Genomic DNA, 26,337 nt, shown 5'->3' with positions numbered 1-26,337 from the left:
CGCACGTGATCGACCCGGATCCCCCCGCCGGGCGCCGTAGCGAGCTCGCGGCCGCGCTGGCCGACGTGGAGCGGCGCATCCTGGACGCGTGCCGCGCCACCAGCCGGGCCCGCGAGGAGCTCACGCTGATCGCGGTCACCAAGACCTACCCGGCGGCCGACCTGCGGCTGCTGGCCGAGCTCGGGGTGCGCGATGTGGGGGAGAACCGCGATCAGGAGGCGGCGGCCAAAGCCGCCGAATGCGCGGATCTCCCGCTCACCTGGCATTTCATCGGGCAAGTGCAGACGAACAAGGCCAGATCCATCGTCTCGTACGCGGATCTGATCCACGGCGTGGACCGGAGCCGCCTGGTGGCGGCGCTGAGCCGCGAAGCCGTCCGGGTGGGGCGCGAGGTGGGCTGCCTGGTTCAGGTGGCCCTGGACGACCGTCCTGAGCGCGGTGGCGCCCGTCCCGTGGACGTCCCTGCCCTCGCCGCCGCCCTGGCCGAGGCGCCGGGTCTGCGGCTGCGGGGCGTCATGGCGGTGGCCCCGCTGGGATCTGACCCGGATGTCGCTTTCGCCCGTTTGTTCGAGGTGGCGCAAGTCGTACAGAAGGAGCATCCTGGGGCGGATGTGATTTCTGCCGGGATGAGTGGCGATCTCGCGCAGGCGATAGCGAAAGGTGCGACACACCTGCGTGTCGGTACGGCGTTGCTCGGCCGCCGGACGCCCTTCGTCAGGTAATGTCCCCCGAGTAACAGGTAGAGGTCGATCAGCGGTTCGCCAGTCGGGGGGTTACGGCTTCCGCCACGGACCTTCAAGGCCCTCGACGGCGCCCGGCACGCTAGGGTGGCCGCAGAGGCACGGTAGACGGAGGACGACGGAGCGATGGCCGGCGCGATGCGCAAGATGGCGGTCTACCTCGGTCTCGTGGAGGACGACGACCGCTACGACAGGTACCGGGACTATGACGCCGACGATTTCGGTGTGGACCCGTATGACGGGCAGAGCGAGGAGTTCGCCCCTGCCGGGGCGCACGGGCGCGATGCGGGCGACGACACGCCGGTTCCCGCGCCGAGACCCTCCACCGCGGTGATCGAGCGCCGTACGACCGATCTGGCGCGGATCACCACCCTGCACCCCCGCACGTACAACGAGGCGCGCACGATCGGGGAGCACTTCCGGGAGGGCACGCCGGTCATCATGAATCTGACCGAAATGGTTGACAGTGACGCGAAACGTCTAGTCGATTTTGCGGCAGGTCTGGTTTTTGGGCTACACGGCAGCATTGAACGTGTTACCAACAAGGTGTTCCTGTTGTCCCCTGCCAATGTCGAGGTGACCGCGGAGGACAAGGCTCGGATCGCGGAACGCGGCTTCTTCAACCAGAGCTAGAGTTCCTTGTATGGACAGTGAAAAGCTGAGCGGTGCCCACGGGGACCGGAGGCGGCGAACCTGGCAGCGGACCAGGACGGAGGCGGGGCGCGACCGTGGGGATCGTTAGTGGTGTCTTGGTCTTCGTCCTGTCCCTCTACCTGGTCCTGCTGATCGGCAGGATGATCTTCGAGACGGTGCAGGCGTTCGCCCGGGCCTGGCGGCCCAGAGGGCCGGTTCTGGTCCTCGCCGAGGCCACGTACACGGCCACGGATCCACCCCTCAAATTCCTCCGCCGTTTCATTCCTCCCCTGAGGTTGGGTACGGTGGCCTTTGACCTAAGCTTCACAGTGCTGTTCATTGTGGTCTTGGTCTTGATCCAAGTCGTGTCCGCGTTTGGTCGAGGATAGGTACTTCTCTCCGGACAGACTCCAAGCGCGCCAAGGAGACCCAAATGCCGCTGACGCCCGCAGATGTGCGGAACAAGCAGTTCAGTACGACCCGGCTCAGGCCGGGCTACGACGAGGAAGAGGTGGACGCCTTCCTCGACGAGGTCGAGGCCGAACTCGACCGCCTCATCCAGGAGAACGAGGAGCTCCGCGCCAAGCTGGCCGAGTGCCTGCGGGGCAAGGTCCCCGGCGGCATGGCCGGGGGGATGGCGGGAGGCATGGCCGGCGGCATGATGGGCGGCGGCATGCAGATGGCTCCCGCGCCCGTCGCCGAGCCCAAGCCGGAGATGATGGTTCCGCAGCCGGAGCCGATGCGCCAGCCCGAGCCGGTGCGTCCCGAGCCCGTCCCCGTCGGCATGGGCCTGCCGCCCGCCGAGGACAACATGGACACCGCGGCCCGGGTGCTGGCCCTGGCCCAGCAGACCGCCGACCAGGCCATCGCGGACGCCCGCCGGGAGGCGGACGAGACCGTGACCCGGGCCCGCCGCGAGGCCGACGAGGTGCTGGGCAAGGCGCGCCGCCAGGCCGAGCAGATCATCGGCGACGCCCGCGCCCGCGCCGAGACGCTGGAACGTGACGCTCAGGAGCGGCACCGGCAGGCGATGGGGTCGCTGGTGCAGACCAGGGACGAGCTGGAGCGCAAGGTCGAGGAGCTGCGCAGCTTCGAGCGGGAGTATCGCAGCCGCCTCAAGCTGTACCTGGAGAACCAGCTCGCCGAGCTGAACGTCTCCGCCGAGGGCAGCGGTGGCTTCCCGATCGTGCAGGGTCAGGTGTCAGGCCAGCAGCAGATGGCGCACGCCATCGCGCCCGGCGGCCAGCAGATGCCCGCGCCGAACCCGTTCGGCGGCGACCCGCAGCACTCGGGCGCGTTCCAGAACCCCGAGGGCCCGCACGGCGACCGCCGGTAACCTTCCGCGTGGAAGTGTTGCGCGTGGAAGTGTTGTCCGGGTCAGGTGTCCGGTAGGCGTCCGGTCACGCGTTCGGTAGTTCGGAGATCCCCCCAGTGATCCTTGTCAGTGCCGCCCTGGTGCTCGCCGCGATCGTCCTGCTGATCGCGGGCGTCGTCCTGGCGAAGCCGTTCCTCGTGATGTGGTCGATCGTGGTCAGCGTGCTGTCCGCGGTCTGCCTGCTGATCGGGGCGTTGCTCAGGCGGCACGAGCTGTTCCCGGCCGGCGGGCGGTCCCAGGCCGCCACCCCCCAGCCGATGCCCCAGCCCATGCACCAGATGCCGCAGGCGCTGCCGCAGCACATGCAGCAGCCCATGACGCAGGCCTCCCCCCAGATGGCGCACGCCGGAGGCGCCGCCGCCTACAGCGGGGGGCCGACGCAGCAGATGGCGAACCCGATGATGGCCGCACCCGTGCCAGGACCGGTGGCGGCCCCCGTGTCTCCTTCGATGGCGACCCAGCAGGTTCCCTATCCGGGAGCGGCCGGTCAGGAGCCGCCGGAGCGGCGGCCGCGCCCTCCGATGCCCCGGTCCCTGCCGGGCGGTGCTCTCGGGCCCGACTCGATCGTGCTGGTCATCCCGGGCCGGAAGCGGTTCCACCTGCCCAACTGCCGTCAGCTGGCCGATCGCGAGATCGAGGAGCTGACCCTCGAAGAGGCCCGCGAGGAGGGCTTCACGCCGTGCACCGCCTGCGTCGCCGAGAGCGTCCCAGGGCAGCCGGGCGAGCCGGCCGAGACCGCACCCGGGCGCGCCGGGTCAGCGGCCCTCACCGACTCCGCCACGAGCATGGACGCCCCCACGGTCTCCGCGTCGGTGCCCCGGCCTGAAACATCCCGGCCCGAGACGCCCTGGTCTGAAAAGCCCCGGTCGGAAAAGCGGCCTGAGACGGCCACCCCCACGGTGGCCACCCCCTTGCCTTCGTCGCCCCCTGTGCCGCCCGTGGTTCCGGTCCCCTCGGTGCCGCCCGCCTCGTCTGAATGGTCTGCCTTCTCGCGTCCGTCGCCGACTCAGGCGCCGACTCCGCCCGCGCCCGACCCCGAGCCCAGCAAGCCCGAGCCGGTGGTCGCCGAATCCGCGGCGGTCAAGGACGAGAAGCCGCGCCCGTTCGACTCGACGGTCGAGGCCACCCGGCCGGTCACAGCCAAGGACGACGGCGAGAAGACCCCCGAGCAGACTCCCGAGCGAGCGGACGACGAGATCGTCCACGTGCTGGTCGGAACCCGGCGATATCACCGCGCGGAGTGCTCGCTCGTCGGCGACGACAGCGCCGACATCGAGACCATGACCAAGACCGAGGCCGAAGAGGCCGGTCTGACCCCCTGCTCGGCCTGCGCCGAAAGGTAGCGGCCGAAAGGTAACGACGGCACACCGTCGGCCGAAAGGTAGCGACGGCACACAGATGGGCCCAGCGGAAGCCGGGCCTTTCGTGTTGCTCGGCCTGCGCTGAAGGGCCGAAAGGTAGCGGCGGTCACAAAAGGGCCCAGCGGGAAGCCGGGCCCTTCGTGTGATCAGCGTGTTGTGATCAGACCTTGCGCAGCTGGAAGCTGAGCCCCAGATCGGCGTCCTGGTGCACCACCAGGCCGGTGTCCAGATCGGCTTCGGCGAACGAGGTCGCCAGCACCTCCTCGGCCACCGTGCCGCCACCGCCGCGCAGCGCCTCGGCCAGCTCGTCAGAACCCGCCGCCCAGCGCAGCTCGATCCGGTCGGTGATGGCCAGCCCGCTGGCCTTGCGCGCTTCCTGGACCAGCCGGATGACCTCCCGGACCAGCCCGGCCCTGCGCAGCTCGGGCGTGATCGCCAGGTCCAGCGCCACCGTCTCACCGGTCCCGGTGTCGACCGCGCCGGTCTCCACCGCCCAGCCCGACTTGGGCTGCTCGGTGACGATCACGTCATCCGGACCGACGGTCACCGCGCCGAGCTCTCCGGCGTCGAGGGTGGCCGCCGTACCGGCCCTGAGGGTCTGGGCGAGGGCCGCCGGGTCGGCGGCGGTGACGGCGGCGGCGACCAGCTTGGTCTGGGAGCCGAACCGCTTGCCCAGCGCCCGGAAGTTGGGCTTGACGGTGAACGTCACCAGGTCAGCGGAAAAGCCGGACATGTCCTCCAGGGCCAGCACGTTCAGCTCGTCCGCGATCAGATCGCGCAGCTCGCCGGTGAGCCCGGGCCAGCCCGGCGCGCCGATCAGCGCGCGGCCGAGCGGCTGGCGGGTCTTGACCGAGGAGGACGCGCGGGCCGAGCGGCCCAGCTCCACCAGGCGGCGGACCAGGGCCATCTGCTCGGACAGGGCCGGATCGACCAGCTCGGCCCGGACCTGGGGCCAGGTGGCCAGGTGCACCGAGGAGGGCGCGTCCTGGCCGCGCAGCACGTCCCACACGTAGTCGGTGGTGAACGGCACCAGGGGGGCCATCAGCCGGGTGACCGTCTCCAGACACTCGTACAGGGTGGCGAAGGCGGCCGGTTCACCGGTCCAGAAGCGGCGGCGGGAGCGGCGGACATACCAGTTGGACAGGTCGTCCAGGAACTCGGTGATCCGGCGTCCGGCGCGGGCCGTGTCGAAGACGTCCAGGGCGGCCGTGACCTCGGCCACCGTGCGCTGGAGCTCGGCCAGGGCCCAGCGGTCGATGAGCGGGCGCTCGCCGTCGTGGGTCCGCCCGGGCTGCCAGCCGGAGGCGTTGGCGTACAGGGTGAAGAAGGAGGCCGTGTTCCAGTAGGTCAGCAGGACCTTCCTGACGATCTCCTCCAGCGGGCCGTGGCCGATCCGCCGGGGCGACCAGGGCGAGCCCGAGGTGGCCATGTACCAGCGCAGCGCGTCCGCGCCGTGCTCGTCCATGAGCGGCATCGGCTGGAGCACGTTGCCCAGGTGCTTGCTCATCTTGCGGCCGTCCTCGGCCAGGATCAGGCCCAGGCAGAGCACGTTCTCGTAGGCGGAGCGGTCGAAGACGAGCGCCCCCACGGTCATCATCGAGTAGAACCAGCCGCGGGTCTGGTCGATGGCCTCGCAGATGAACTGGCCCGGGTAGGAGGCCTCGAAGACCTCCTTGTTGACGTGCGGGGCGCCCCACTGGGCGAAGGGCATCGCGCCGGAGTCGTACCAGACGTCGATCACGTCGGGCACCCGGCGGGCCTCGCCGCCGCAGTCGGCGCACGGGAACGTGACGTCGTCCACGAACGGGCGGTGCGGGTCCAGCGCGGACAGGTCCTGGCCCGCCAGCGCGCCCAGCTCGGCGAGGGAGCCGACGCAGGTGACGTGGTCCTCCTCGCAGACCCAGAGCGGCAGCGGGGTGCCCCAGTAGCGGGAGCGGGACAGCGCCCAGTCGACGTTGTTGCGCAGCCACTCGCCGTACCGGCCGTGCTTGATGGTCTCGGGGAACCAGTTGGCGCGCTCGTTCTCGGCGAGCAGCAGGTCCTTGATCTGGGTGGTCCTGATGTACCAGGACGGGAGGGCGTAGTAGAGCAGCGGGGTGTGGCAGCGCCAGCAGTGCGGGTAGCTGTGGTCGAAGTGGCTGCCCCGGAAGAGCAGGCCGCGGGCGCGCAGGTCCGCGGTGAGGCCCTCGTCGGCGTCCTTGAAGAACTCGCCGCCGACCTGGGGGACGTCGGGCAGGAACCGGCCGTCGGGGCCGATCGGGTTGACCACGGGCAGGCCGTACCGCTTGCAGACGGTCATGTCGTCGGCGCCGAACGCGGGCGCCTGGTGCACCAGGCCGGTGCCGTCCTCGACGGTGACGTAGTCGCCGAGCACGACGAAGTGCGCGCCGGGGATGTCGACCAGCTCGAACGGCCGCTGGTACGGCGTGTGCTCCAGTTCGGCGCCGGAGAAGCTCTCCCGGGCCGTCCAGCCCTCGCCGAGGGCGGCGGCGAGCAGCGGCTCGGCCACGATGACCGGGCGCTCGCCGTCCTTCTCGGCCACCACGTACGTCACGCCCGGGTGCACCGCCACCGCCGTGTTGGACACCAGGGTCCACGGCGTGGTCGTCCAGATGAGCAGGTCCACGCCCGCGAAACGCCCCGCCGTGACCGGCATGCGCACGTACACCGACGGGCTGGACACGGTCTCGTAGCCGCCGGGCTGGCCCAGCTCGTGGTCGGACAGCCCGGTGCCGCAGCGCGGGCAGTACGGCGTGATCCGGAAGTCCCGGAACAGCAGTCCCTTGTCCCAGATGACCTTGAGCGACCACCAGACGGCCTCCACGTACGCGGGGTCCATCGTGCGGTAGGCCTGGGACATGTCCACCCAGTAGCCCATGCGCTCGGTCATCTCTTCGAACGCGTCCACGTGCCGGAGCACCGATTCGCGGCACTTGGCGTTGAACTCCGCGATGCCGTACGCCTCGATCTCGGGCTTGCCGGACAGGCCGAGCTCCTTCTCGACGGCCACCTCGACGGGCAGGCCGTGGCAGTCCCAGCCCGCCTTGCGGGGGACGTGGAAGCCGCGCATGGACTTGTACCGGGGGAACACGTCCTTGAACACGCGCGCCTCGACGTGGTGCACGCCGGGCATGCCGTTGGCGGTCGGGGGGCCCTCGTAGAAGACCCAGGAAGGGCCGCCGGCGTTCTGCTCCAGCGACCGCTCGAAGACCTTGCCGTCGCGCCATCGGTCCAGGACCTCGTGTTCGAGGGCCGGCAGGTCCACCTGCGCGGGTAGCGAACGGAAAGAGTGGGAAGACACCGGACCTCCACGCTGATTCGACAGGGCGTGGAGGGACGAAGCCGATCATGGCTCCGCGGTACCACCCTCCTTGGCCGCCCTCGCGGGGGCCCACTCATTCAGGTTGCGGCCGGGTCTAATAAGCGTCTACCAGAGGTAAAGCCGTTCTTCCGGCGGCTCCGGGCTGATCTTCTCCCCGCGGCTCGCCCCGGGCTCGCACCGTCCCCGGGTCGCTCGTGCGAGTGGGTGCGGAGGTACTCGTCCCATCAACGCCTTGCAGACCTCACGATAACGCAGCGGAGCGCGTCAGGCTTCCCGGTTTCATTCTGGTAGTTCCTGCGGAACACGGGACGGGGTGTCGTTGTTCAGGATGTACCTGGCATAGGGGGATGAGCATTCCGAGCCTGGTACGGATGGCGTAAATGCATCGGCGAGTCGATTGCCGCGCTCCAATCCGGCACCTATGCTGCCCGGACTGCTTGATCACTGTTCATGGGGAGGCCACATGGCGACGCGCGCGGCGAAGAGCGCCATCACGGGGAACGCCGTCACGGAGGGCTCTGTCACGGAGAATTCTGTCACTACTACCGACATCTGGTCCGCCGACGAGCTCGCCGAGGTGCGCGAGCGCCTGCTGGCGGAAATCGACGAACTGCACACCGAGATCCTGCGGGCCGAGACCGAGCTCGCGGCCGGGAACGCCAGCGAGGGCGCGGGCGACGATCCGGCCGACGCCGGGGCCAAGACCTATGAGCGCGAACGTGAGATCGCCCTTACCCTGAATGCGCGCGATGTGCTCGCGCAGAACGAGCGGGCGATCGCCCGTATCGACGCAGGGACGTATGGAGTGTGCGAATCGTGCCAACGGCCGATCGGCAAGGAACGCCTGCAGGCGTTCCCGAGGGCGACGCTGTGCGTGGCGTGCAAGCAGCGGGAGGAACGCCGCTGACCGCCGCCGGGGGAGTACGGGCACGGCGGATCGGATTGCTCGCCGCCGTGGCCGTGCTCATTTACGTGTTCGATCTGGTGACTAAGTACCTGGTGGTCGAATACCTGGAGAAAGACCCTCCGGTCGTGGTCGTGCCGGACGTGCTCGTGATCAATGTGATCAGGAATTCGGGGGCCGCGTTCAGCATCGGCACCGGGATGACCATCATTTTCACGATCATCGCCACAGCCGTGGTGATCGCGATCATTCGCACCGCCCGGCAGCTGCGCAGCCTGCCGTGGGGGATCACGCTCGGGCTGCTGCTCGGCGGCGCGTTCGGGAACCTGACCGACCGCATCTTCCGGGCCCCCGCCCCGTTCCAGGGGCACGTGGTGGACTTCATGCAGGTCTTCCCCGCGACCGGGTTCCCGATCTTCAATGTGGCCGATTCCGCGATCGTCTGCGGCGGGATCCTGGCGGTCTTCCTGGCCTGGCGTGGCTACCAGATCGACGGCACGCGGGAGACGGGGGCCGAGAAGGATGGGTGACCTGCGCAGCCTGCCGGTGCCCGACGGGCTCGAGGGCGAGCGCCTCGACGCCGCGCTGGCCCGCCTGTTCGGCTTCTCCCGGACCCGGGCCGCCGAGCTGATCGCGTCCGGGGACGTGCTCGTGGACGGCTCGACCCCCGCCAAATCGGACCGCGTTCGCGGCGGAGCCTGGCTGGACGTCACCATCCCGCCGCCGCCCGCCGCGCCCATGCCGGTCGCCGAACCCGTCCCCGGCATGACGATCCTGTACGAGGACGACGACATCGTGGTCGTCAACAAGCCGATCGGCGTGGCCGCCCACCCCAGCGTCGGCTGGACCGGGCCGACCGTGATCGGCGGGCTGCTCGGGGCCGGGCACCGGGTGTCCACCAGCGGCGCGGCCGAGCGGCAGGGCATCGTGCACCGGCTGGACGCCAACACCACCGGCGCGATGGTGGTGGCCAAGAGCGAGCGGGCGTACACGGCGCTGAAGCGCGCGTTCAAGGAGCGTACGGTCGACAAGCGGTATCACGCGCTGGTGCAGGGCCACATGGATCCGCTCCGCGGCACCGTGGACGCGCCCATCGACCGGCACCCGTCCGGGGACGGCCGCTGGGCGGTGGTCGCCGGGGGCAAGGACTCGATCACCCACTACGACACGATCGAGGCGTTCCGCGCGGCCTCCCTGCTGGACATCAAGCTGGAAACCGGCCGTACCCACCAGATCCGCGTGCACATGTCCGCGCTCCGCCACCCCTGCGTCGGCGACCTCCAGTACGGCGCCGACCCCACCCTGGCGGCCCGCCTCGGCGTCACCCGCCAGTGGCTGCACGCGGTGTCCCTGGCCTTCGACCACCCGGCCACGGGCGAGTGGGTCTCCTTCACGACCGACTACCCGGCCGACCTCGCCGAGGCGCTCGACCGCGCCGACGACTCCTGATCACATCCCCAGCAGGCGGGTCGCGGCGGTCACCACCGCCGCCGCGACCAGGACCACCAGGAAGGGCGCCCTGAGCAGCAGCGCGACCACGGCCGCCGCCAGGCCCGCCAGGCGCGCGCCGTCCAGGTGCAGGTCCTGGCCGTGCCCGAAGGTCTGTACGGCGATCAGCGCCGCCAGCAGCCCGACCGGGACCAGCCTGGCGAAACGCCGTACGCCGGGATGGTCCAGGACCCGGCGGGGGGCGGCCAGGCCCGCGAGCTTGAGCAGGTAGCAGCCCAGGCAGGTGACGGCGATCGCCCACCAGACGGTCATTCCGCGGCCGCCCTCTCCGGAGTTCCCGGGGTCAGCATCACGATCAGGGCCGCCACCGCGGCCAGCAGGACGGGGACGCCGGGCGCGGTGAACGGGGTCGCGAGCAGCGCGATGGCGGCGCCCCCGGCGGCGATCAGGCGCAACTGGACGGTCTCCTCTTGCGGGGTGTTCGCGTCGCCGCGCAGCCGGGGCCAGAGCAGGGCCAGGAAGGTGGCGGGGCCGACCGCGTCCAGGCCGAAGACGGCGGGGTCGCTGACCTGGGACGCGCCGAGCGCGCCGAGCAGGGTGGTCAGGTTCCAGGTCAGGTAGATCGTGCCGAAGGTGGTGTAGAAGCCCGCGCGGGCGGCGGCCGGGGTGGGCTGGGCGAAGGCGACGGCGGAGCTCTCGTCGATGACGCCCTGGGCGGTGACCAGGGTGCGCAGCGGGCCACGGGTCCCGCCGAGGATCACGGCCAGCCGCAGGCCGTAGAAGCTGTTCCTCGCGCCGAGCAGGAGCGCGCCCGCCGCCCCGGCCACCAGACCGCCACCGGCGCCCACCACGCCCGCGAGGGCGAACTGGGAGGCGCCGGTGAAGGCGAACAGGCTGAGCGCGCACGCCTGGGCCACGGTGAGCCCCGCCGTGATCGCGGCCGCCCCGAAGGCCACCCCGGAGACCCCGACCGCGACTCCGACACCGAGCCCGTCCCTGATGGCGGCCCTGCGCTGCTGCCGCTCCGTGTCATGCATGTCGGCAATATTAGGACCTGACAGGGGTTGGCTTTGCCGGGGCTTTGTCCGGGATCTGGCCAAGGCAACTCAGCCACGTTCGACCTGGTCCCTGAGCTTGCTTTCAGAAAAGTCACGTACAACCAACCTATGGACGCATCCCTTCCCGCCAAGGTCCTGGTCATCGATGACGAGCCGAGCATTCGTGATCTCCTGTCCGAGGCGCTGGAGCGGAACGGGTTCACCGTCCGGACCGTCTCGTGCGGGCGCGCGGCGCTTCAGGAGGTCGGGAGAGACAGGCCAGCGGGTGTGGGATCACGGGTTCGACACCGACAGCCGGATCGTCGAGTCCTACATCAGCTACCTCCGGCGCAAGATCGACACCGGCGGGCCGCCGCTGATCCACACCCTGCGCGGGGTCGGCTACCGCCTGTCCCTGACGCCGTGAAACGCCCCTGGCCGCTGCGTCTGCGGTTGCCGGCGGCGCTGCTGAGCCTGTCGGGGACCACGTTCAGGGTCTCCCTGCCGTTCATCTCTGGTTCGTGCTGAGTTCACACATTGTTCCCAGGTTCGTTCTGTCAGATGGGCGCATGCTGCAACGACTCCGCACCCCGGTGGACGACGACGCCGGGCACCGCCTGCGCGCACCGAGCACGCGCTGAAGGATCGTTTTCTCGAGACGGCCGCCTTCAAGGAGCTCTACCAGGAGCAGTACCGGAAGCTTTACCAGGATCTTCTGGCCAGTGGGAAGGCGGTGACCCTCCTGGACCAGGCGGTGGCGTCCTACCAGGCGAACCAGGGCGCCGACGCCGCCGAGGCCCAGCAGGAGGTCACCACGCTGCGCGCGACGCTCGCCACCCGTGCCGAAGCGCTGGGCGAGGCGTTCGCGGAGCAGGAACGCTGATCAGCCTATCCAGGTCCGGTCCGCGAGCGGGAGGTCCGCAGGTTCGTCTGCCGGAACGCCGCCTGCTCGTGGCGGACCTTTGTTGAGCAGGTGCTTTGTCCGGCCATCACGGGCGAAATGTCGTGAGAAATGTGTCGAAGTAGGAGCGGGCGGCTTCCCAGTTGCCTTCGGGGACCTGCCAGTAGAGGGCGTAGCAGTCGTCGCCGATCCGGAAGGCGCGGTCGATGACACGCTGCCGCCCGGCGGAGGTGGCGAAGGTGAACTCCCAGTCGGCGGCGGCCACGCCCTGGTATTCCGCGGGTTCGATGCTGATCTTCTCGTACTTCGGCAGCAGGCCCTTCGCGGTGGAGTTGCGCTCCACCGTCTCCAGGGCGGCCACGGGGTCGCTCTCCTCCCAGGGCGTGAGGTCGACCTGGAGGTAGCCGGGCATGGCCGGGCCGCGGAACCGGACCCGGGCGGCGTTCGGCACCCGCTCGGCCTTCCACCCCCGCGGCAGCGCGATCGCGAAGCCGAGTTCGTCCCGGTAGGACCGCCAGCCCGGCGGGAGGCGGTTCGCGGGCGAGGATGAGGGGGCAGGGGTGGCCGTCTCCGTAGGCGTCTCCACAGGCGTCCCTGTGGCCGTCACGGGGGATGTCGCGGCGGCGGTCTCCGTCGGGGTCCCGTCGATGGTCTCCGTGGGGGTGTCCGCGGTGGGCAGCGTGATGATGCCGGATCCCGGATCACCCGCGAGCTGCTGGTACCCGAACCACCCGGCCACGCCCAGCACGACGACGAGCACGGGAACCAGCACGAAACCAATCAAACGTCTGTTCGATGACGCCGGGCGCGGCTGGGTCGGCACCGGCGGGACACCCCATTCACCGCCGCCCCAGGAGCCCGCCCCGGCCTGCGGCCACCCGCCCGGCGGCCCGGTCGGACCAGGACCCCACGGAGACGCCGGCTGAGGCGGCCCACCCGGTACCGGGGTCTGCGGCGACATAAGCGACATAGGCGACATAGACGGATTGGTCCCGGAAGCCGCCTGCTTCAGGAGCTCCTGCGCCTCCACGGCGTCGATCCGCCGGCCGGGCTCCTTGCGCAGCAACCCCTCGATCACCGAGGTCAGCGGCCCCGCCCGGCGCGGCAGGTCGGGCTGGCTGTGCAGGATGGCCGCCATGCTGGCGATCGGCGTCCCCCGGTCGTACGGCGAGCGCCCCTCGACCGCCGCGTAGATCGTCGCACCCAGCGACCAGAGATCCGACTCCGGCGTGGCGGGCTGCCCCATCAGGCGCTCCGGCGGCATGAACGCGGGCGTCCCCGTGATGCTCCCGGTCATCGTGAGCCCCGGGTCCTCCGTCATGGTCGCGATGCCGAAATCGGTGAGCACCACCCGATTGTCGCCGCTGAGCAGCACGTTCTCAGGTTTCACGTCGCGGTGCAGGACTCCGGCGGCGTGCGCCGTACACAGCGCGTCCAGGATCTGCAGCCCCATGGCGGCGGCGCGTTCGGGGATGAGCGGCCCGTGCTCGCGCAGGACCTGGCCGAGCGAGCGGGCCTGGATCAGCTGCATGACGATCCAGGGGCGGTCGTCCTCCTCGATCACGTCGTGCACCACGACCACGTTCGGGTGCGAGAGCCGCCCGGCGGCCCTGGCCTCGCGGATCGTCCTGCGGTTGAAGGCGACCCGATCCTCCTCGCTCAGCGCCGAGTACAGCACCTCCTTGACCGCGACCGCACGGTCGAGCAGCTCGTCGTGGGCACGCCAGACCACGCCCATGCCGCCCCTGCCGATGGGTTCGAGCAGCTGGTACCTGCCCGCCAGGCGACGCGCTTCGTCCACCGCAACCCCCTCCGGGACGAAAGGCTACTTGTCCGGCTTGAAGGTGGCTGTGAACGTCTCGAAGTAGTGGAAGTACTTCTTCCAGTCCGAGTCGCGGGTCTTCCAGAGGATCGCGTACCCGTGCTTCTTGTCGGTGACGAAGCCGCGGTTGAGGATGTGGCCGGTAGAGCCGCCGGGCTCCCAGGTGAACTCCCAGTCGGCGGCCTCGTCGAAGTAGTCCACCGACTCGATCTTGATCCGCTGGTAGCCGGGCCAGTTGCCCCGGGTCCGCTGCTCCTGCTCCTTCCAGTCCTTCACCGCGTCCTTCTTCGGCGAGCTGGTGAACCCGATCTGGAGGTAGGCCCCCTCCAGCGGCCCCCGGAAGAACACGCCCATGCTGTTGCTGTTGTCGCGCTTCCAGCCCTTGGGGAGGGCCAGCGAGAAGCCGCTGCCGTCCTTGTAGCGCTTCCAGCCGTCCGGGAGCGCGTCAGCCGATGATTCGGGCTTGGGTGACTCGGCCGCCTCGGAGGGCTTGGCTGAGGGCTCTTCAGCGGTCGGCTCCGCGCTGCCCGACGGCGGGGCGGAGCTCGCGGGCGCGGCGGCGGTCGGCGGGGAGGCGGCCTCGTCGTCGGCCTGCCGAACCCCCAGCCAGATGCCGAGGCCCGCGATGAGCAGCAGCGTGGGCACGATCACCAGCGCCGCCCTGACCGCGAAGGGCCGCGGCTCCGGCGGGGTGATGTTCCAGTCCGGGTACGACACGGGCAGCTTCGACCGCGCGGTGTCGGCCCCGTCACCGGCGCTCCAGCTCGGCTCGGCCGGTGGCTCTTCCTCGCGCTTCCAGTCCGCCGGTACGGCCCGCGCCCCCGTCTCCACCGGATACGGGTCCTTCCGGACGGCGGCGGCCGGGACCGGGCTGCGCCTGGGCGTCTCCTCCTGCTCCGCGGCCTCCTCAGGTTCGGCCTCGGGCTTGGGCGCGGGCTTGGGCTTGGGCGTGGACTTGGGTGCGGGCTTGGGAACCGCCCACGATCGCGGCGGTTCGGCGCGCTTGGGTTCCGGCCGCTGCGGCGGGACCGGCAGCTCGACCGGCGATTCGACCGGCAGCTCGACCGGCCCGGTGTCGGCCTCGCTCGCCTTGACCGGCTCGAAGGCCTTGGTGGGCGGAGGTTCGGTCTTGGCGCGGCGCAGCAGCCGGACCGTCTCGTCGTAACTCGGGCGGTCGCCGGGCTCCTTGACCAGGAGCCGGTCCAGGACCACGCCCAGGCGGCCCGCGTGCACCGCGGGGTCGGGCTGGTCGTTCAGCACGGCGTGCATGGTCGCCATCGCCATGCCCTTGTCGTGCGGCGGGCGCCCCTCCACGGCCGCGTAGAGGGTCGCGCCCAGCGACCACAGGTCCGACTCGCGCTGGGCGGGACCGCCGCGTAACCGTTCCGGCGCGATGAACGCGGGGGTGCCCACGAGCCCGGTCCTGGTCATCGTCGAGTCGGTCTCCACCCGGGCGATGCCGAAGTCGGTCAGGACCACCCGGCCGTCCTCGGTGAGCAGCACGTTCTCCGGCTTGACGTCCCGGTGCAGCACCCCCTGGCCGTGCGCGGCGCGCAGCGCGTCCAGAACCTGGAGCCCGATGTCGGTGACCCGGGCGGGCGGCAGCGGCCCGTCCTCGCGGATCACCTGGCCGAGCGAGCGGGACTCCACCAGCTGCATGATGATCCAGGGACGGCCGTCCTCCTCGATCACATCGTGCACCACGACCACGTTCGGGTGGGTGAGCCGGCCGGCGGCTCTGGCCTCCCGCATGGTCCGGCGGTTGAGCTCCTCCAGCTCGTCGCCCATGGCGCTGTCGTACCTGACCTCTTTGACGGCGACCGTGCGGTCCAGCAGCTCGTCGTGGGCCTTCCACACGATGCCCATGCCTCCCCGGCCGATGGGCTCGATCAGTTGGTACCGGCCTCCGACGAGTCGGCCTTCCGCGTTCGACATCCACACCCCTCTCGAAACCCAAGAATCGTCCCACGGATGGCAAATGGATCAAACGAGGGACCACTGCCCTAAACCTGCGATGCGAGACAGATCATTCTCAGGCCGGAGGAAGCCGGGTCAGCTGAGCGTGTCCGGAGCGGGCTTGGCTGGGGGCACGGCCGCGGGCTCGGTTAAGGCACGGCGCATGCCCACTACGCGCCAGCCCACCGCGATGGCGATGGCGAGCACGGGGATCAGGAAGAAGGCGATGCGCTGGTCGGGGTCGGCGAACGGCATCAGCACCAGGATCAGCGCCAGGAAGGCGAGGCCGAACCAGTTGCTGACCGGCGAGCCCGGCATCCGGAAGGACGGGCGCTCGATCTCGCCGCGCAGGCAGGCCTCGCGCAGTTTGATCTGGCAGTAGAGGAATGTCCCCCAGGTTGTGATCACGCCGAGCGAGGAGACGGCGATCGCGATATTGAACGCGCGCCCGGGCATGAAGTAGTAGAGCACCACCCCGGCAAGGAAGACGGCGGCGGTGAACACGATGCCGCCGGCGGGCACATGCCGCCGGTTCATCGTCCCCGTGAACGCGGGGGCCTGGCCCTTGACCGCCATCGAACGCAGGATGCGGCCGGTCGAGTACAGCCCGGAGTTGCACGACGACATGGCGGCGGTGATCACCACGAGGTTCATCACGTCACCCGCCCCCGCGAATCCGATGTGGGAGAAGACCGTGACGAACGGTGATTCGCCCGCGCTGTAGGCCGTCCAGGGCAGCACCATGGCGAGCAGCAGCACCGACCCCACGTAGAACACCGCGATCCGCCACATCACGCTGTTGACGGCCCTCGGCATGATCTTGCGCGGCTCCTTGGTCTCCCCGGCCGTGATGCCGACCATCTCGATCGCCGAGTAAGCGAAGACGACCGCCTGCAGACTCACCAGCACCGGGGCGAACCCCGTGGGAAAGAAGCCCCCGCGCGTGACCAGGTTCGCGGGCCCCGCGCCGTGGACCGAGAAGAGCACGAGGTAGAGCCCGACCACCAGGAACGTGATGATCGCCGTGACCTTCAGCAGCGCGAACCAGAACTCCAGCTCTCCGAACAGCCGTACCGAGACCAGGTTGACCGTCAGGACCAGGCCCAGGGCGATCAGCGCGGTGACCCAGCGGGGAAAGTCGGGCGCCCATTTCGCGATGTAGATGGCGACGGCCGTCAGCTCGGCCACGCCGGTGGCGGCCCAGTTCACCCAGTACATCCAGCCGGTGGCGAACCCCGCCCACGGTCCGATGAACGTCGTCGCGTACTCCACGAAAGAGGCCGAAACCGGGCGATACAGGACGAGTTCTCCGAGGGCGCGCATCACGAGGAACGCGGCTATGCCCGCCAGCGTGTACGAGATGATCAGGCCGGGACCGGCGGCGGCGAGCCTGCCCCCGGCGCCCAGGAAGAGCCCGACGCCGATCGCCCCGCCGATCGCGATCATCTGCACCTGGCGGTTCCCGAGCGCGTGCGTGTAGCCCTCGCCGGTCTCGCCTTTGGTCTTCTCGTCCACCCCGACATCTCCCCCCGAAGATCGTGGCAACGCTACCCGGCATTACCTGGGGTTCCCGCCAGCCACACCAGAATTAGGGGATTCCTTTGGACAATCGCGGTGAAAACGCTCAGCCCACGTTGAGGCGGAAATAGGGGATCAGGGATCGCAGCACGACGGCCGCGTGCCAGGCGGCGGTCGCCTGCTGGCCGTCGTTCTTCCGCTGGTCGGCGTTGTCGCTGATGCCGCGCACCACGGCCCAGCCGCGGACCGGGCTGGACTGCTCCCGCTCGTGGAAGGCCTGGGCGAGCCCGCCCGCCTCCATGTCGACGGCCAGGATCTTGTCGTTGACCGCGCGCAGGTGGTGGACGATCTCCGAATCCGCGTCGGCGATCACGGCTTCGCCGGAGCCGATCGGGCCGTGCAGGACCCGGTGGCCGCGGGAGACGCCGCGGGCGTCGGCGGTCTGGAAGTGCGCCGGATCGCCGTAGTCGGTGAAGAAGCAGTTCACGGCGTGGGTGATGGTGGCGGGGGAGGACTGCTCTGAGGTGCGGCGGCGGGTCTCGAAGGCGGTCTCCTTGCGCAGGTCGTAGTAGACCACCTCGGTCGAGACGGCGACGTCGCCGATCGCGATGTGCGGGTTGACCCCGCCCGCGATGCCGCTGATGACCACGATCTCCGGCGCGTAGTGCTGGGTCAGCCGGGTGAACGCCATGACGGCGGAGCGCTGCCCCTGGCTGTGGGCGCGCAGCGCGGCCACCCGCGTGGAGGTGCCCCGGACGTGGACGGTGCCCTCGTAGAAGGGCGTGCCGCCGTTCATCGCCAGGTTCAGGTCGAGCACGTCGCGCACCGCGCCCATCTCGACCGGCAGGATCGTGATCACTCCGATGTCGGCCTGGCGCTCCGGCTCGGCCCGGGGCCCGCCGGAGGTCTGGACGGTCGCCCCCGTGCCGACCGCCGACCCGCTGATGTTCGCGGTACCACCGCTGATGACGATGCCGCTGTTGGTGCTGACGTCGCCGTTCACCGCGCGCTCCTCACGCTCGCTATTCCTCGAAGGTGGTGCCGCCGGCGTGGACCCGGGCGTTGGTCCCGACAGCCGACTGGTTCATGTCGATCTTGCCGCCCATGTTGAGCACACCCAGGTTGTTGATGATGCTCGCGGCCCCGCGCCGGAACGACACGGGATCGAGCCCCGCCGACGCCAGGAACTCCTCCGTCGCCGTGAGCAGCAGCCGCTCGATGATCTTCAAGTGATCCTGGATCAGGGTCTCGTCCAGACGCGCGTCTGCCCACGGGACGCTCGCCCAGTCCTCCCGGACGCTGCGCCGCGTGCCTATTGTCCCCCCACGGCGGGGCACCAGCGTACGATCCCGCCCCGCCAGTAACGCCCCGGCCACCAGCGCCGGCGCTTCCAGCAGCCGCCACACCCCGGCCACCTGCCCGGGCAGCTCGCCCACCCCGCGCGCGACGGCCCGCACGATCGCCCCGGGCCCGTTCTCCGCGTACGCCTCGACCTGCTGGAACTCCGGGGGCGTACGGGTCAGCGCGCAGGTGACCAGTTCCAGGCTGAGCGAGCGCGCCTTGACCGTGGCCCGCAGGAACACCGTGACGACGACCTCCTCGGCCACGTGCGTCGTGATCTCCAGGAAGTGCCGCACCCGGCCGTACGGGTTGTCGATGACCCTGTCGATCTCCTCCTGGTCGGGCCGGAACCGCAGGAAGTCCCGGTCGCCGAGCACGTCCTCCTCGGCGACGTAGAGCCGGTCGTGGAGCTCGAAGCCGGGCATCTCGGCCAGGGGTTCCAGGACGTTCTTGAGCCGGGCGACCAGCGCGGAGGCGCGCACGTGCGGAGTCTCCTCCGGCTGGGTCGCGTCGGCGCGCTTCAGCGGAACCCCCATCGCCCACCGGTGCACCAGCTTGCCGCTGCCCACGAAGAGCTTGTCGGCGCCGGTCCGCCGGTAGACGACGTAGGGGTACCGCTGCTGCCGGTCGATCTCGTGCAGGCGCGGGCCCCCGCGCCGCACCCGCATCGAGCCCGCCCAGTAGGTCTGGTTGAGCGCCTGCTGCCGCAGCCCGCCCGCGAGGCCCGCCACCACGGCCAGCAGGATCCCCATGCCGCCGGCCGTGCGCCCCAGCTCGCCGAGCGGTATCTGGGTGGCTTTGGCCACCACCGGCGGGATGAGCGCGCACACCAGGCATCCGAGCATGCCGAGACGGAGTAGCCGCGTCCGCTCCGGCGTCGGCTCGCCGCGGCGCGGCCGGTGGTGTTCCCGCGCCTTGACGGCCCCGCGGACCGTCAGCCGGGCCACGCCCCAGAAGCCGAGCCCCCCGGCCACCACGATCGTCGCCGGGGCGTCCCTGGCGAAGCACGCGGCCAGCAGGCCGAGCAGGGCGATCAGCAGGCCGGTGTCGAGCAGCCAGGCCCGCCAGGCGTGCCGTACGACCGGGACGAGGTCGAACCCGTAGGAGGGCGCGATCCGGTGCTTGCTGTCGTTGTGGACCTCGCGGAGGACGTTCCTGCGGAATTCCCGGTCGAGGTAGGTTCCCGCGCAGAGGTGGCGGGTGGTGGCGTCGAGCCGGAACGCGGTGAGGTCCCGGCCTGCCGGAGTGTGGGCCATAGCGCCCCCCGCAGACTATTAAGGTAAGGATGACCTTAATACGGGGAAGGGCTTTTAGTCAATATGACGTTTAGTAGGGTGGAGGGGTGATCGGTAAGCCCGGGCATGACCCGGAGGTGTCCCTGCTGGCCGTGACCGTGGACTTGGTGATCTTCACGGTCCGGGGGGATGAGCTGCACATCCTGGTCGTCGAACGGGGGATAGAGCCATTCCGGGGGGCCATGGCGCTGCCTGGGGGATATGTGCGGCCGGGGGAGACGCTCGATGAGGCCGCGGAGCGGGAGCTGCGCGAGGAGACCTCCCTCGACGGAAGCGCTCTCCATCTGGAACAGCTGCGCGCCTACAGCGAACCCGAACGCGACCCGCGCGGGCGCGTGATCACCGTCGCCTACCTGGCGCTCGGCCCGGACATGCCGCCGCCGGTGGCGGGAACGGACGCGAGGGAGGCCGTCTGGGTGCCGGTTTCCTCGGTCCTCGGCGGCGGCACCGAGCTCGCCTTCGACCACGCCACGATCCTGCGGGACGCGCTGGAGCACGCCAGATCGCAGCTGGAGCACACCACGGTCGCGGCCAAGTTCTGCCCCGAGCCGTTCACGGTCGGCGAGCTGCGCCGGATCTACGAGGTGGTGTGGGGGTTCAAGCTCGACCCCAGCAACTTCCGCAGGAAGATGACACGCGCGGAGGCCTTTCTGGAACCCACCGGCGAGCAGCGGTACCCCGACGTGGGCCGGCCGGCCGCGCTGTACCGGCGCGGCAGCGCGCGTTTCCTGGTCCCGCCGCTGCTGCGCACGGCCGCTTCACGCGATGACGCCCCCCGCGTTCACCCTGGGTGACGACCTATTCGGGTTCGGTGACGCCTTGTGGTACGTTGACCGAGAAGCAGCAGAAGGCCCCGTCCTTCAGGGCGGGGATGAATGTGGACACGGTGGCCGCCGGGCTGGCGGACACCCAAAACGACTGTGGAGAGTGGGTAAGACCGGGCGAGGCAATTCCGACCCTGGCACCGCCCGCAACCTACGACGCTCACGCGGCGTGGCAGAAGCAGTAAGGACCCCACGGCGACGTGGGGAATCCCGGGCGTTCACGCCGGGGAGGATGTCAAGTTGACGCTGCATGCGCTCCCCCTGGTCGTTTTACGTTCGGGCGGGGGGACTGCGATGGCGCGGGTTGGCGCTGCGGGCGGGCTGGCGTTGTGCGGAGCGGTCGGCGGGCTGCTGGCGGCCGCGGTGGTGGTGCCGGTGGCGGTCGGGGCCGGTGTCGTCGGCAACGCCACGGCCGAGACGTTCACCGAACTGCCACCGCCCCCCAGGGAGGAGCCGCTGCCCGAGCTCACCCGGATCCTGGACAAGAACGGCACGAAGATCGCCCAGTTCTACTACCAGAACCGAAGATCCATCCCGATCGGCCAGGTCTCCCGGGCGATGCGCAACGCCATCATCGCCATCGAGGACGCGCGCTTCTACGAGCACGCGGGGCTGGACGTCAAGGGCACCCTGCGCGCGCTGGTGGCCAACGCCCAGGCGGGCGGCATCAAGCAGGGCGGCAGCTCGCTGACCCAGCAGCTGGTGAAGAACATCCTGGTCAACCGGGCCGAGTCGGAGCGGGACCGGGATTCCGCCCGGGTGCAGAGCATCCGCCGCAAGCTCGCCGAGCTGCGCTACGCGCTGTCCCTGGAGAAGATCTACACCAAGGACGAGATCCTGGAGCGCTACCTGAACATCGCCTACTTCGGCGCGGGGGCGTTCGGCGTGCAGGCCGCGGCGCAGCGGTTCTTCGGGGTGGACGCCGCCCGGCTCACGCTCGTGCAGGGGGCGACGCTGGCGGGGGCGGTGCGCACGCCGTACTGGACCGATCCGTCGATCGGGAAGGAGCAGCAGGCGAGGCTGCTGGAGCGGCGGAACCTGGTGCTGGAGCGGATGGAGCAGCTGCGCATGGCGTCGCCGCAGGAGGTGGCGCGGGCCAAGGCGGAGCCGCTCAATCTGCGCATGCAGGCCGAGGGGGGCGGTTGCGGGGCGAGCCGGTTCCCGTACTTCTGCGCGTACGTCCAGGCGGAGATGCTGACCAGCCCCGCCTTCGGCTACACCGATGCGGACCGGGAGCGGCGGCTGCAGCGCGGCGGCCTGACCCTGCGCACCACGCTCGACCCGATCGCCCAGGAGGCCGCGGAGCGGGCCATCTCCGCCCGGGTCGCGCCCAAGGACACCGAGGTGGCCGCCGAGGCCATGATCCAGCCGGGCACCGGCCAGATCCGCGCGCTGGCCGCCAGCAAGCACTACGGCCGCAACCCCAACCGGGCGACCAGCATCAACCTGCCCGCCGACCGGGAACACGGCGGCGGCATGGGCTTGCAGGCCGGGTCCACCTTCAAGATCTTCACGCTGGCCACCGCGCTGGCCAAGGGCTGGCGGTTCGGGCAGGGGTTCAACACCCCAGGCGCGTACGTCCCCTCGGAGGGTTTCACCAACTGCGCCGGTGACAAGGTCAACGCCCCCAACGCCACGATCTACAACGCCAGCGGGGAGGGCAAGGGCGGGCCCTACAGCCTGGAGCTCGGCACCTGGAAGTCCTCCAACATCTTCTACATGATGCTGGAGCGGGACGTCGGCCTGTGCGACGTGGTGAAGACCGCGCGGGCGCTGGGCGTCAAGCGGGCCGACGGCGGGCCGCTGGCCGAGGTGCCCACGTTCACGCTCGGCGTCAACGAGATGGACCCGCTCACCGTGGCCGCCGCCTACGCCACGTTCGGGGCGCGCGGGCGGTACTGCCGCCCTATCTCGATCACCGAGATCATCGAGCGGGACGGGCGCAAGGTGAGCGTGCCGCCGAGCTGCTCGCAGGCGATCGAGAAGCCGGTGGCCGACGCGGTCAACCGGGTGCTGTCGGGGGTGTTCACCCAGGGCACCATGCGGGGCCAGTCGATCGGGCGGCCCGCGGCCGGGAAGACCGGCACCAACAACAGCTACACCTCGGCCTGGTTCGCCGGGTACACGCCGGATCTGGCGGCGGCGGTGAGCGTGGGGGACATCCGGGGGTCGTACAAGTATCCGCTCACCGGGGTGCAGATCGGGGATTCCTACTACGGCTCGGTGCAGGGGGCGTCGCTGCCGGGGCCGATCTGGGTGGACTCCATGCAGGCGGCGCTGCGCGAGACCGCTGCGACCTCCTTCGTGGCGCCGGACATGTGGCGGTTCGGCGGCGGCTACACGCCGGGGTTGAAGGAGCTCATCAAGGCCCAGGAGCGGCAGGAACGCCGGCGGGAGCGCCGCGCCCGCGAACGCGACGAATTCGGCGATTTCCCGGACTACGAGGATTACGGGGACTACTTCGAGAACCCCGACAACCCCGACGCACGCGACACCCGTGGCAACCCCGGCGGCCGTGGCGACGCCGGGGGCTGGTGACACGGGAACGGTCCGGCCGGTCCAGCGGCCGGACCGTTCCCACGATCAGCCTCGGCGGATCTTCAGGCCGAGTGAGGTGAACTGCTCGAACGGGCGGTGGTAGCCGCGCTCGATGTGGTTGACGCCGCGCAGGGTCGAGGTCCCGTCGGCCACGGCGGCGGCCAGCACCGCCGAGAACCCGGCCCTGATGTCCGGCAGCGTCACGTCCGCGCCGCGCAGCTTGGACACCCCGCGCACCACCGCCGAGTGTTTGGCGTTGGTGTCGTGGTAGCGGCAGGCGGGCCCGCCCAGGCACTGCGCGAACACCTCGATCTCGCAGCCCATCTTCTGCAGCGCCGGCACATACACCAGGCGGTTCTCGAAGACCGTCTCGTGCAGCACCGACATGCCCTCGGCCCGGGTGAACAGCACCATCAGCGGCGTCTGCCAGTCGGTCATGAACCCGGGATGGGTGTCGGTCTGCACGGCCGCCGCGCGGAGCCCGTCGGGGGCGGAGGCGGTCAGCCAGTCGTCGGTGATGTCGAACCGCGCCCCCATCCGGGCCAGCGTGGTGATCGCGGTCACCAACCGGTCCTGCGGGCAGCCGTGCACCCGCACCTCACCCCCCGTGACCAGGCCCGCGACCAGATACGAGAAGGCCTCGATCCGGTCCCCGGCCAGCCAGGTGGACGCGCCGCGCAGCCGCTCCACGCCCTCGATCACGATCCGCCGGTCCGGGCTGAGCTCGATCATCGCGCCCATGCGCTGCAGGAACAGCGCGAGCTCGACCACCTCGGGCTCCATCGCGGCGCCCTTGATGACCGTCTTGCCCTCGGCCAGCACGGCCGTCATCAGGATCGTCTCGGTGGCGCCGACGCTCGGATACGGCAGCGTGATCCGGGTGCCGTGCAGCCGGGTCGCCTTCGCGGTGATGCCGTTCTCGTCCTCGATGATCTCCGCGCCCATCGAGCGCAGCGCTTCCAGGTGGAAGTTGACCGGCCGCCGCCCGATCGGGTCGCCGCCCACCATCGGGACGAACGCCTCACCCGCCAGGTGCAGCAGCGGGCCCAGCATGAGGATCGGGATGCGGTTGAGCCCCGTGTACTTCTCCGGCACCCGGGGACGGATCTCCGGGCCCTGCTCGATGGTGATCTCCCCGTCGCTGATCTCCACGTGGATGCCGAGGGCTTCCAGCATGGCGGCCGTGAGGCCGACCTCGCCGACCTCTGGGGCATTGTGCAGCGTGCTCGGGCCGGTGCCCAGCATCGCCGCGACCATGTGCTTGGAAACCGCGTTCTTGGACCCTCGGACCTCGACGTCCCCCCGTAGCGGGCCGGAGGGTTCGATATGCCACGCCTCTTCGTTCACGGAGCAATGCTAACGGCGGGCGGACCCGGCGGGGCAGCACGGAAGATGACGCGTCGGCGGGATCGGCGGGCTCGTGGGATCTCTGTACTATCGGGACGGTGCGGCAGTTCAAGTACTTCGCGGGAACCGTCCTGGTGCTGGCGGTTCTGGGGGCGGGCGCGGGGCTCGCGTGGTCGGCGCTGGCGCCGCGCACCCGGTACGCGCTCGTCGAGGGCCGGTGGCTGCTCGCCGACCCGAACACCCAGACGCTGATCGCCGCCGACGGCTGGTTCGCGCTCATCGCCGCCGCGTTCGGCCTGATCTGCGGCCTGGTCGCCTACCGTTTCGCGGGCGATCACGCCATCGCCTCGGTGGCCGGTCTGGGCGTGGGCGGGATCGCCGGCGGCCTGGTCGCCTACCTGATCGGCTCCTCCACGGGCGGCGAGATCGTGCAGGCCGCCGCGGCGGGCGGGTTCGCCACCCAGGACCGGCTGGGGCTGACCGCCTTCGGGGTGCTGATGTTCTGGCCGGTGGTGGCCGCGGGCACGTTCTGGGCGCTGGAGTTCGCGATCACTTACCGGGAACGCCGGGAGTCGTGACCCGGCCGAATCCGGTGGCCCGCTCGAACGCGTGGCCCAGGCGCAGCACGTCCAGGTCGGCCCACGGGCGGCCGATGATCTGCACGCCGACCGGCAGGCCCGCCGGGGTGAAGCCGCAGGGCACCGAGAGCGCGGGCCCGCCGAGCACGCTGATCCAGTAGCAGGAGCGCATCCAGGCCAGGTAGTCCGGCATCTGCTGCCCGTTGATCTCCGTGACGTACGGCTGCCCGACCGGGAACGGCGGGACCTGGCTGACCGGGGCCACCAGGAAGTCGTACCGGTCGAAGAAGGCGTTCATGCGGTGATACAGGGCGGTGCGCAGGCGTTCGGCCCTGGCCAGGTCCGCGCCGGTGACCTTGCGGCCCTGCTCGACGTTCCACGCCACGTTCGGGCCGACGCCCGCCAGATCGCCGAAGTTGAGCGCGTAGAACCAGGAGCGGTAGATCCGGAACGCGTCCTCGGCGCCGTCCAGGTCCGGGTCGGCGTGCTCGACGGTCGCGCCCAGGCCGGTCAGCACGCCGACCGCGTCCGCCGTCACCCTGGCCGTCTCGGTGTCGACGAGCAGGCCGCCCAGGTCCGGGCTGAACGCGATCCTGGTCCCGGCGAAATCGCGGTCGAGGGAAGCCGCGAAGATGTCGCCGCCCTCCCGGACGGCGAGCGGGGAGACCGGGTCGAAGCCCGCGATGGCGGTCATGAACAGGGCCACGTCGGCGACCGTGCGGGCCATCGGCCCGGAGACCGCCAGCGTGAACCAGGCGGCCGTGGCCGACTTCGCGGGCACCCGGCCGGGAGTCGGGCGCAGGCCGACGATGTTGCAGAAGGAGGCCGGGTTGCGCAGCGAGCCGCCCATGTCGGAGCCGTCGGCCAGCGCCAGCATCCCGGTGGCCAGCGCGGCGGCCGCGCCTCCGCTGCTGCCCCCGGCGGACTTGCCCAGGTCGTACGGATTGCGGGTGGCCCCGAAGACCTCGTTGACCGTGTGCGACCCGGTCCCGAACTCGGGCGTGTTGGTCTTGCCCAGCATCACCCCACCGGCCGCCCGCACCCGCGTCACCAGCAGGTCGTCTTCCTCCGGCACATGATCGGCGAACAGCCGCGAGCCGTAGGTGGTGCGCACCCCCGCCGTGTCCACCAGATCCTTGTGCCCGACCGGAAGCCCGTGCAGCGGCCCCCGCCAGGGCCCCGCGTCCAGCTCGGCCGCCTGCTTGAGCGCCCGGTCGGCGACCAGCGTGACGATCGCGTTGACCGCCGGATTCACCGCCTCGATCCGCCGCAGATGCGCCTCGGTCACCTCGGCCGCGCTCACCTGCCTGCCGCGCAGCAACTCCGACAACTCCACCGCGGACGCCTCGTGCAACGTGCTCATCCGCCCATAGTGCCAGGGGTCAGAAGCAGTTCA

At 70.5% G+C, this 26,337-nt stretch carries 22 protein-coding genes and 1 pseudogene; 13 read left to right on the top strand and 10 right to left on the bottom strand.

Annotated features, from left to right (window positions below; translation table 11 throughout):
* The first annotated feature begins 5 nt into the window (after positions 1 to 5).
* From ABGB08_RS25995 to ABGB08_RS25975, 5 genes are all read left to right on the top strand, one after another.
* The gene (locus tag ABGB08_RS25995; protein ID WP_347594617.1) at positions 6 to 722 is read left to right on the top strand and encodes a YggS family pyridoxal phosphate-dependent enzyme; all 717 of its coding nucleotides are present in this window, start codon (positions 6 to 8) and stop codon (positions 720 to 722) included.
* 144 nt (positions 723 to 866) lie between these two features.
* Positions 867 to 1,373: a cell division protein SepF gene (sepF, locus tag ABGB08_RS25990; RefSeq protein WP_347594615.1), complete on the top strand. Its 507-nt coding sequence runs from the start codon at positions 867 to 869 to the stop codon at positions 1,371 to 1,373.
* Between the two features lie 95 nt (positions 1,374 to 1,468).
* On the top strand, positions 1,469 to 1,762 hold the full coding sequence (locus ABGB08_RS25985; protein ID WP_155342926.1) for a YggT family protein: 294 nt from the start codon (positions 1,469 to 1,471) through the stop codon (positions 1,760 to 1,762).
* A 44-nt stretch (positions 1,763 to 1,806) separates the two neighbouring features.
* Complete coding sequence (locus ABGB08_RS25980) at positions 1,807 to 2,709, top strand: DivIVA domain-containing protein (protein ID WP_155356197.1); 903 nt, start codon at positions 1,807 to 1,809, stop codon at positions 2,707 to 2,709.
* Between the two features lie 95 nt (positions 2,710 to 2,804).
* Entirely contained in the window at positions 2,805 to 4,091 is a 1,287-nt protein-coding gene (locus ABGB08_RS25975) for a hypothetical protein (RefSeq protein WP_347594612.1), read from the top strand.
* Positions 4,092 to 4,269: 178 nt separating this feature from the next.
* Here ABGB08_RS25975 and ileS read toward each other — a convergent pair whose 3' ends face one another.
* On the bottom strand, positions 4,270 to 7,410 hold the full coding sequence (gene ileS, locus ABGB08_RS25970; protein WP_347594610.1) for an isoleucine--tRNA ligase: 3,141 nt from the start codon (positions 7,408 to 7,410) through the stop codon (positions 4,270 to 4,272).
* Positions 7,411 to 7,894: 484 nt separating this feature from the next.
* Here ileS and ABGB08_RS25965 point away from each other — a divergent pair, with 484 nt between their 5' ends.
* The 3 genes from ABGB08_RS25965 to ABGB08_RS25955 are packed head-to-tail and all read left to right on the top strand — an operon-like array spanning position 7,895 to position 9,784.
* On the top strand, positions 7,895 to 8,338 hold the full coding sequence (locus tag ABGB08_RS25965) for a TraR/DksA C4-type zinc finger protein (protein WP_347594608.1): 444 nt from the start codon (positions 7,895 to 7,897) through the stop codon (positions 8,336 to 8,338).
* Positions 8,302 to 8,865 carry a signal peptidase II gene (gene lspA, locus ABGB08_RS25960; protein ID WP_347594606.1) on the top strand — a complete coding sequence of 188 codons (564 nt, stop codon included), beginning with the start codon at positions 8,302 to 8,304 and terminating at the stop codon, positions 8,863 to 8,865. Before ABGB08_RS25965 ends, lspA begins: the two co-directional genes overlap by 37 nt.
* Entirely contained in the window at positions 8,858 to 9,784 is a 927-nt protein-coding gene (locus ABGB08_RS25955; protein WP_155342936.1) for an RluA family pseudouridine synthase, read from the top strand. The genes lspA and ABGB08_RS25955 overlap by 8 nt, the downstream gene beginning before the upstream one ends.
* On the opposite strand, the gene ABGB08_RS25950 is transcribed toward ABGB08_RS25955, so the two are convergent.
* On the bottom strand, positions 9,785 to 10,096 hold the full coding sequence (locus ABGB08_RS25950) for an AzlD domain-containing protein (RefSeq protein ID WP_155356202.1): 312 nt from the start codon (positions 10,094 to 10,096) through the stop codon (positions 9,785 to 9,787).
* Positions 10,093 to 10,821 (bottom strand): AzlC family ABC transporter permease, encoded by a 729-nt coding sequence (locus ABGB08_RS25945; RefSeq protein ID WP_347594603.1) that lies wholly within the window; start codon positions 10,819 to 10,821, stop codon positions 10,093 to 10,095. The genes ABGB08_RS25950 and ABGB08_RS25945 overlap by 4 nt, the downstream gene beginning before the upstream one ends.
* Before the next feature lie 310 nt (positions 10,822 to 11,131).
* On the opposite strand from ABGB08_RS25945, the pseudogene ABGB08_RS25940 reads away from it, so the two are divergent.
* Both ABGB08_RS25940 and ABGB08_RS25935 read left to right on the top strand, forming a co-directional pair.
* Positions 11,132 to 11,248 (top strand): annotated as a pseudogene (locus ABGB08_RS25940) (winged helix-turn-helix domain-containing protein); the annotation flags it as partial.
* Positions 11,249 to 11,554: 306 nt separating this feature from the next.
* Entirely contained in the window at positions 11,555 to 11,704 is a 150-nt protein-coding gene (locus ABGB08_RS25935; RefSeq protein ID WP_347594601.1) for a hypothetical protein, read from the top strand.
* A gap of 106 nt (positions 11,705 to 11,810) precedes the next feature.
* On the opposite strand, the gene ABGB08_RS25930 is transcribed toward ABGB08_RS25935, so the two are convergent.
* From ABGB08_RS25930 to ABGB08_RS25910, 5 genes are all read right to left on the bottom strand, one after another.
* Entirely contained in the window at positions 11,811 to 13,523 is a 1,713-nt protein-coding gene (locus ABGB08_RS25930; protein WP_347594599.1) for a protein kinase, read from the bottom strand.
* Between the two features lie 24 nt (positions 13,524 to 13,547).
* Entirely contained in the window at positions 13,548 to 15,479 is a 1,932-nt protein-coding gene (locus ABGB08_RS25925) for a protein kinase (RefSeq protein WP_347594597.1), read from the bottom strand.
* Positions 15,480 to 15,596: 117 nt separating this feature from the next.
* On the bottom strand, positions 15,597 to 17,015 hold the full coding sequence (locus tag ABGB08_RS25920; protein ID WP_347594595.1) for an amino acid permease: 1,419 nt from the start codon (positions 17,013 to 17,015) through the stop codon (positions 15,597 to 15,599).
* Between the two features lie 109 nt (positions 17,016 to 17,124).
* Entirely contained in the window at positions 17,125 to 18,021 is an 897-nt protein-coding gene (locus ABGB08_RS25915; protein ID WP_347594593.1) for a 5'-methylthioadenosine/S-adenosylhomocysteine nucleosidase, read from the bottom strand.
* Between the two features lie 19 nt (positions 18,022 to 18,040).
* A complete protein-coding gene (locus ABGB08_RS25910; protein ID WP_347594591.1) occupies positions 18,041 to 19,615 on the bottom strand; it encodes a hypothetical protein in 1,575 nt (524 codons plus the stop codon).
* A gap of 86 nt (positions 19,616 to 19,701) precedes the next feature.
* On the opposite strand from ABGB08_RS25910, the gene ABGB08_RS25905 reads away from it, so the two are divergent.
* The gene (locus ABGB08_RS25905; RefSeq protein WP_347594589.1) at positions 19,702 to 20,448 is read left to right on the top strand and encodes an NUDIX domain-containing protein; all 747 of its coding nucleotides are present in this window, start codon (positions 19,702 to 19,704) and stop codon (positions 20,446 to 20,448) included.
* A 324-nt stretch (positions 20,449 to 20,772) separates the two neighbouring features.
* Entirely contained in the window at positions 20,773 to 23,016 is a 2,244-nt protein-coding gene (locus ABGB08_RS25900; protein ID WP_347594587.1) for a transglycosylase domain-containing protein, read from the top strand.
* A 45-nt stretch (positions 23,017 to 23,061) separates the two neighbouring features.
* Here ABGB08_RS25900 and murA read toward each other — a convergent pair whose 3' ends face one another.
* A complete protein-coding gene (murA, locus tag ABGB08_RS25895; protein WP_347594585.1) occupies positions 23,062 to 24,363 on the bottom strand; it encodes a UDP-N-acetylglucosamine 1-carboxyvinyltransferase in 1,302 nt (433 codons plus the stop codon).
* A 98-nt stretch (positions 24,364 to 24,461) separates the two neighbouring features.
* On the opposite strand from murA, the gene ABGB08_RS25890 reads away from it, so the two are divergent.
* Positions 24,462 to 24,941 carry a hypothetical protein gene (locus ABGB08_RS25890; RefSeq protein ID WP_155356214.1) on the top strand — a complete coding sequence of 160 codons (480 nt, stop codon included), beginning with the start codon at positions 24,462 to 24,464 and terminating at the stop codon, positions 24,939 to 24,941.
* On the opposite strand, the gene ABGB08_RS25885 is transcribed toward ABGB08_RS25890, so the two are convergent.
* A complete protein-coding gene (locus tag ABGB08_RS25885; protein WP_347594583.1) occupies positions 24,913 to 26,304 on the bottom strand; it encodes an amidase in 1,392 nt (463 codons plus the stop codon). The genes ABGB08_RS25890 and ABGB08_RS25885 overlap by 29 nt on opposite strands.
* Positions 26,305 to 26,337 lie beyond the last annotated feature (33 nt).

The organism is Acrocarpospora sp. B8E8 (genome assembly GCF_039871605.1).
In the GTDB taxonomy this organism is placed as follows: domain Bacteria; phylum Actinomycetota; class Actinomycetes; order Streptosporangiales; family Streptosporangiaceae; genus Acrocarpospora; species Acrocarpospora macrocephala.
This window is presented reverse-complemented; position numbering and strand designations above follow the sequence as displayed.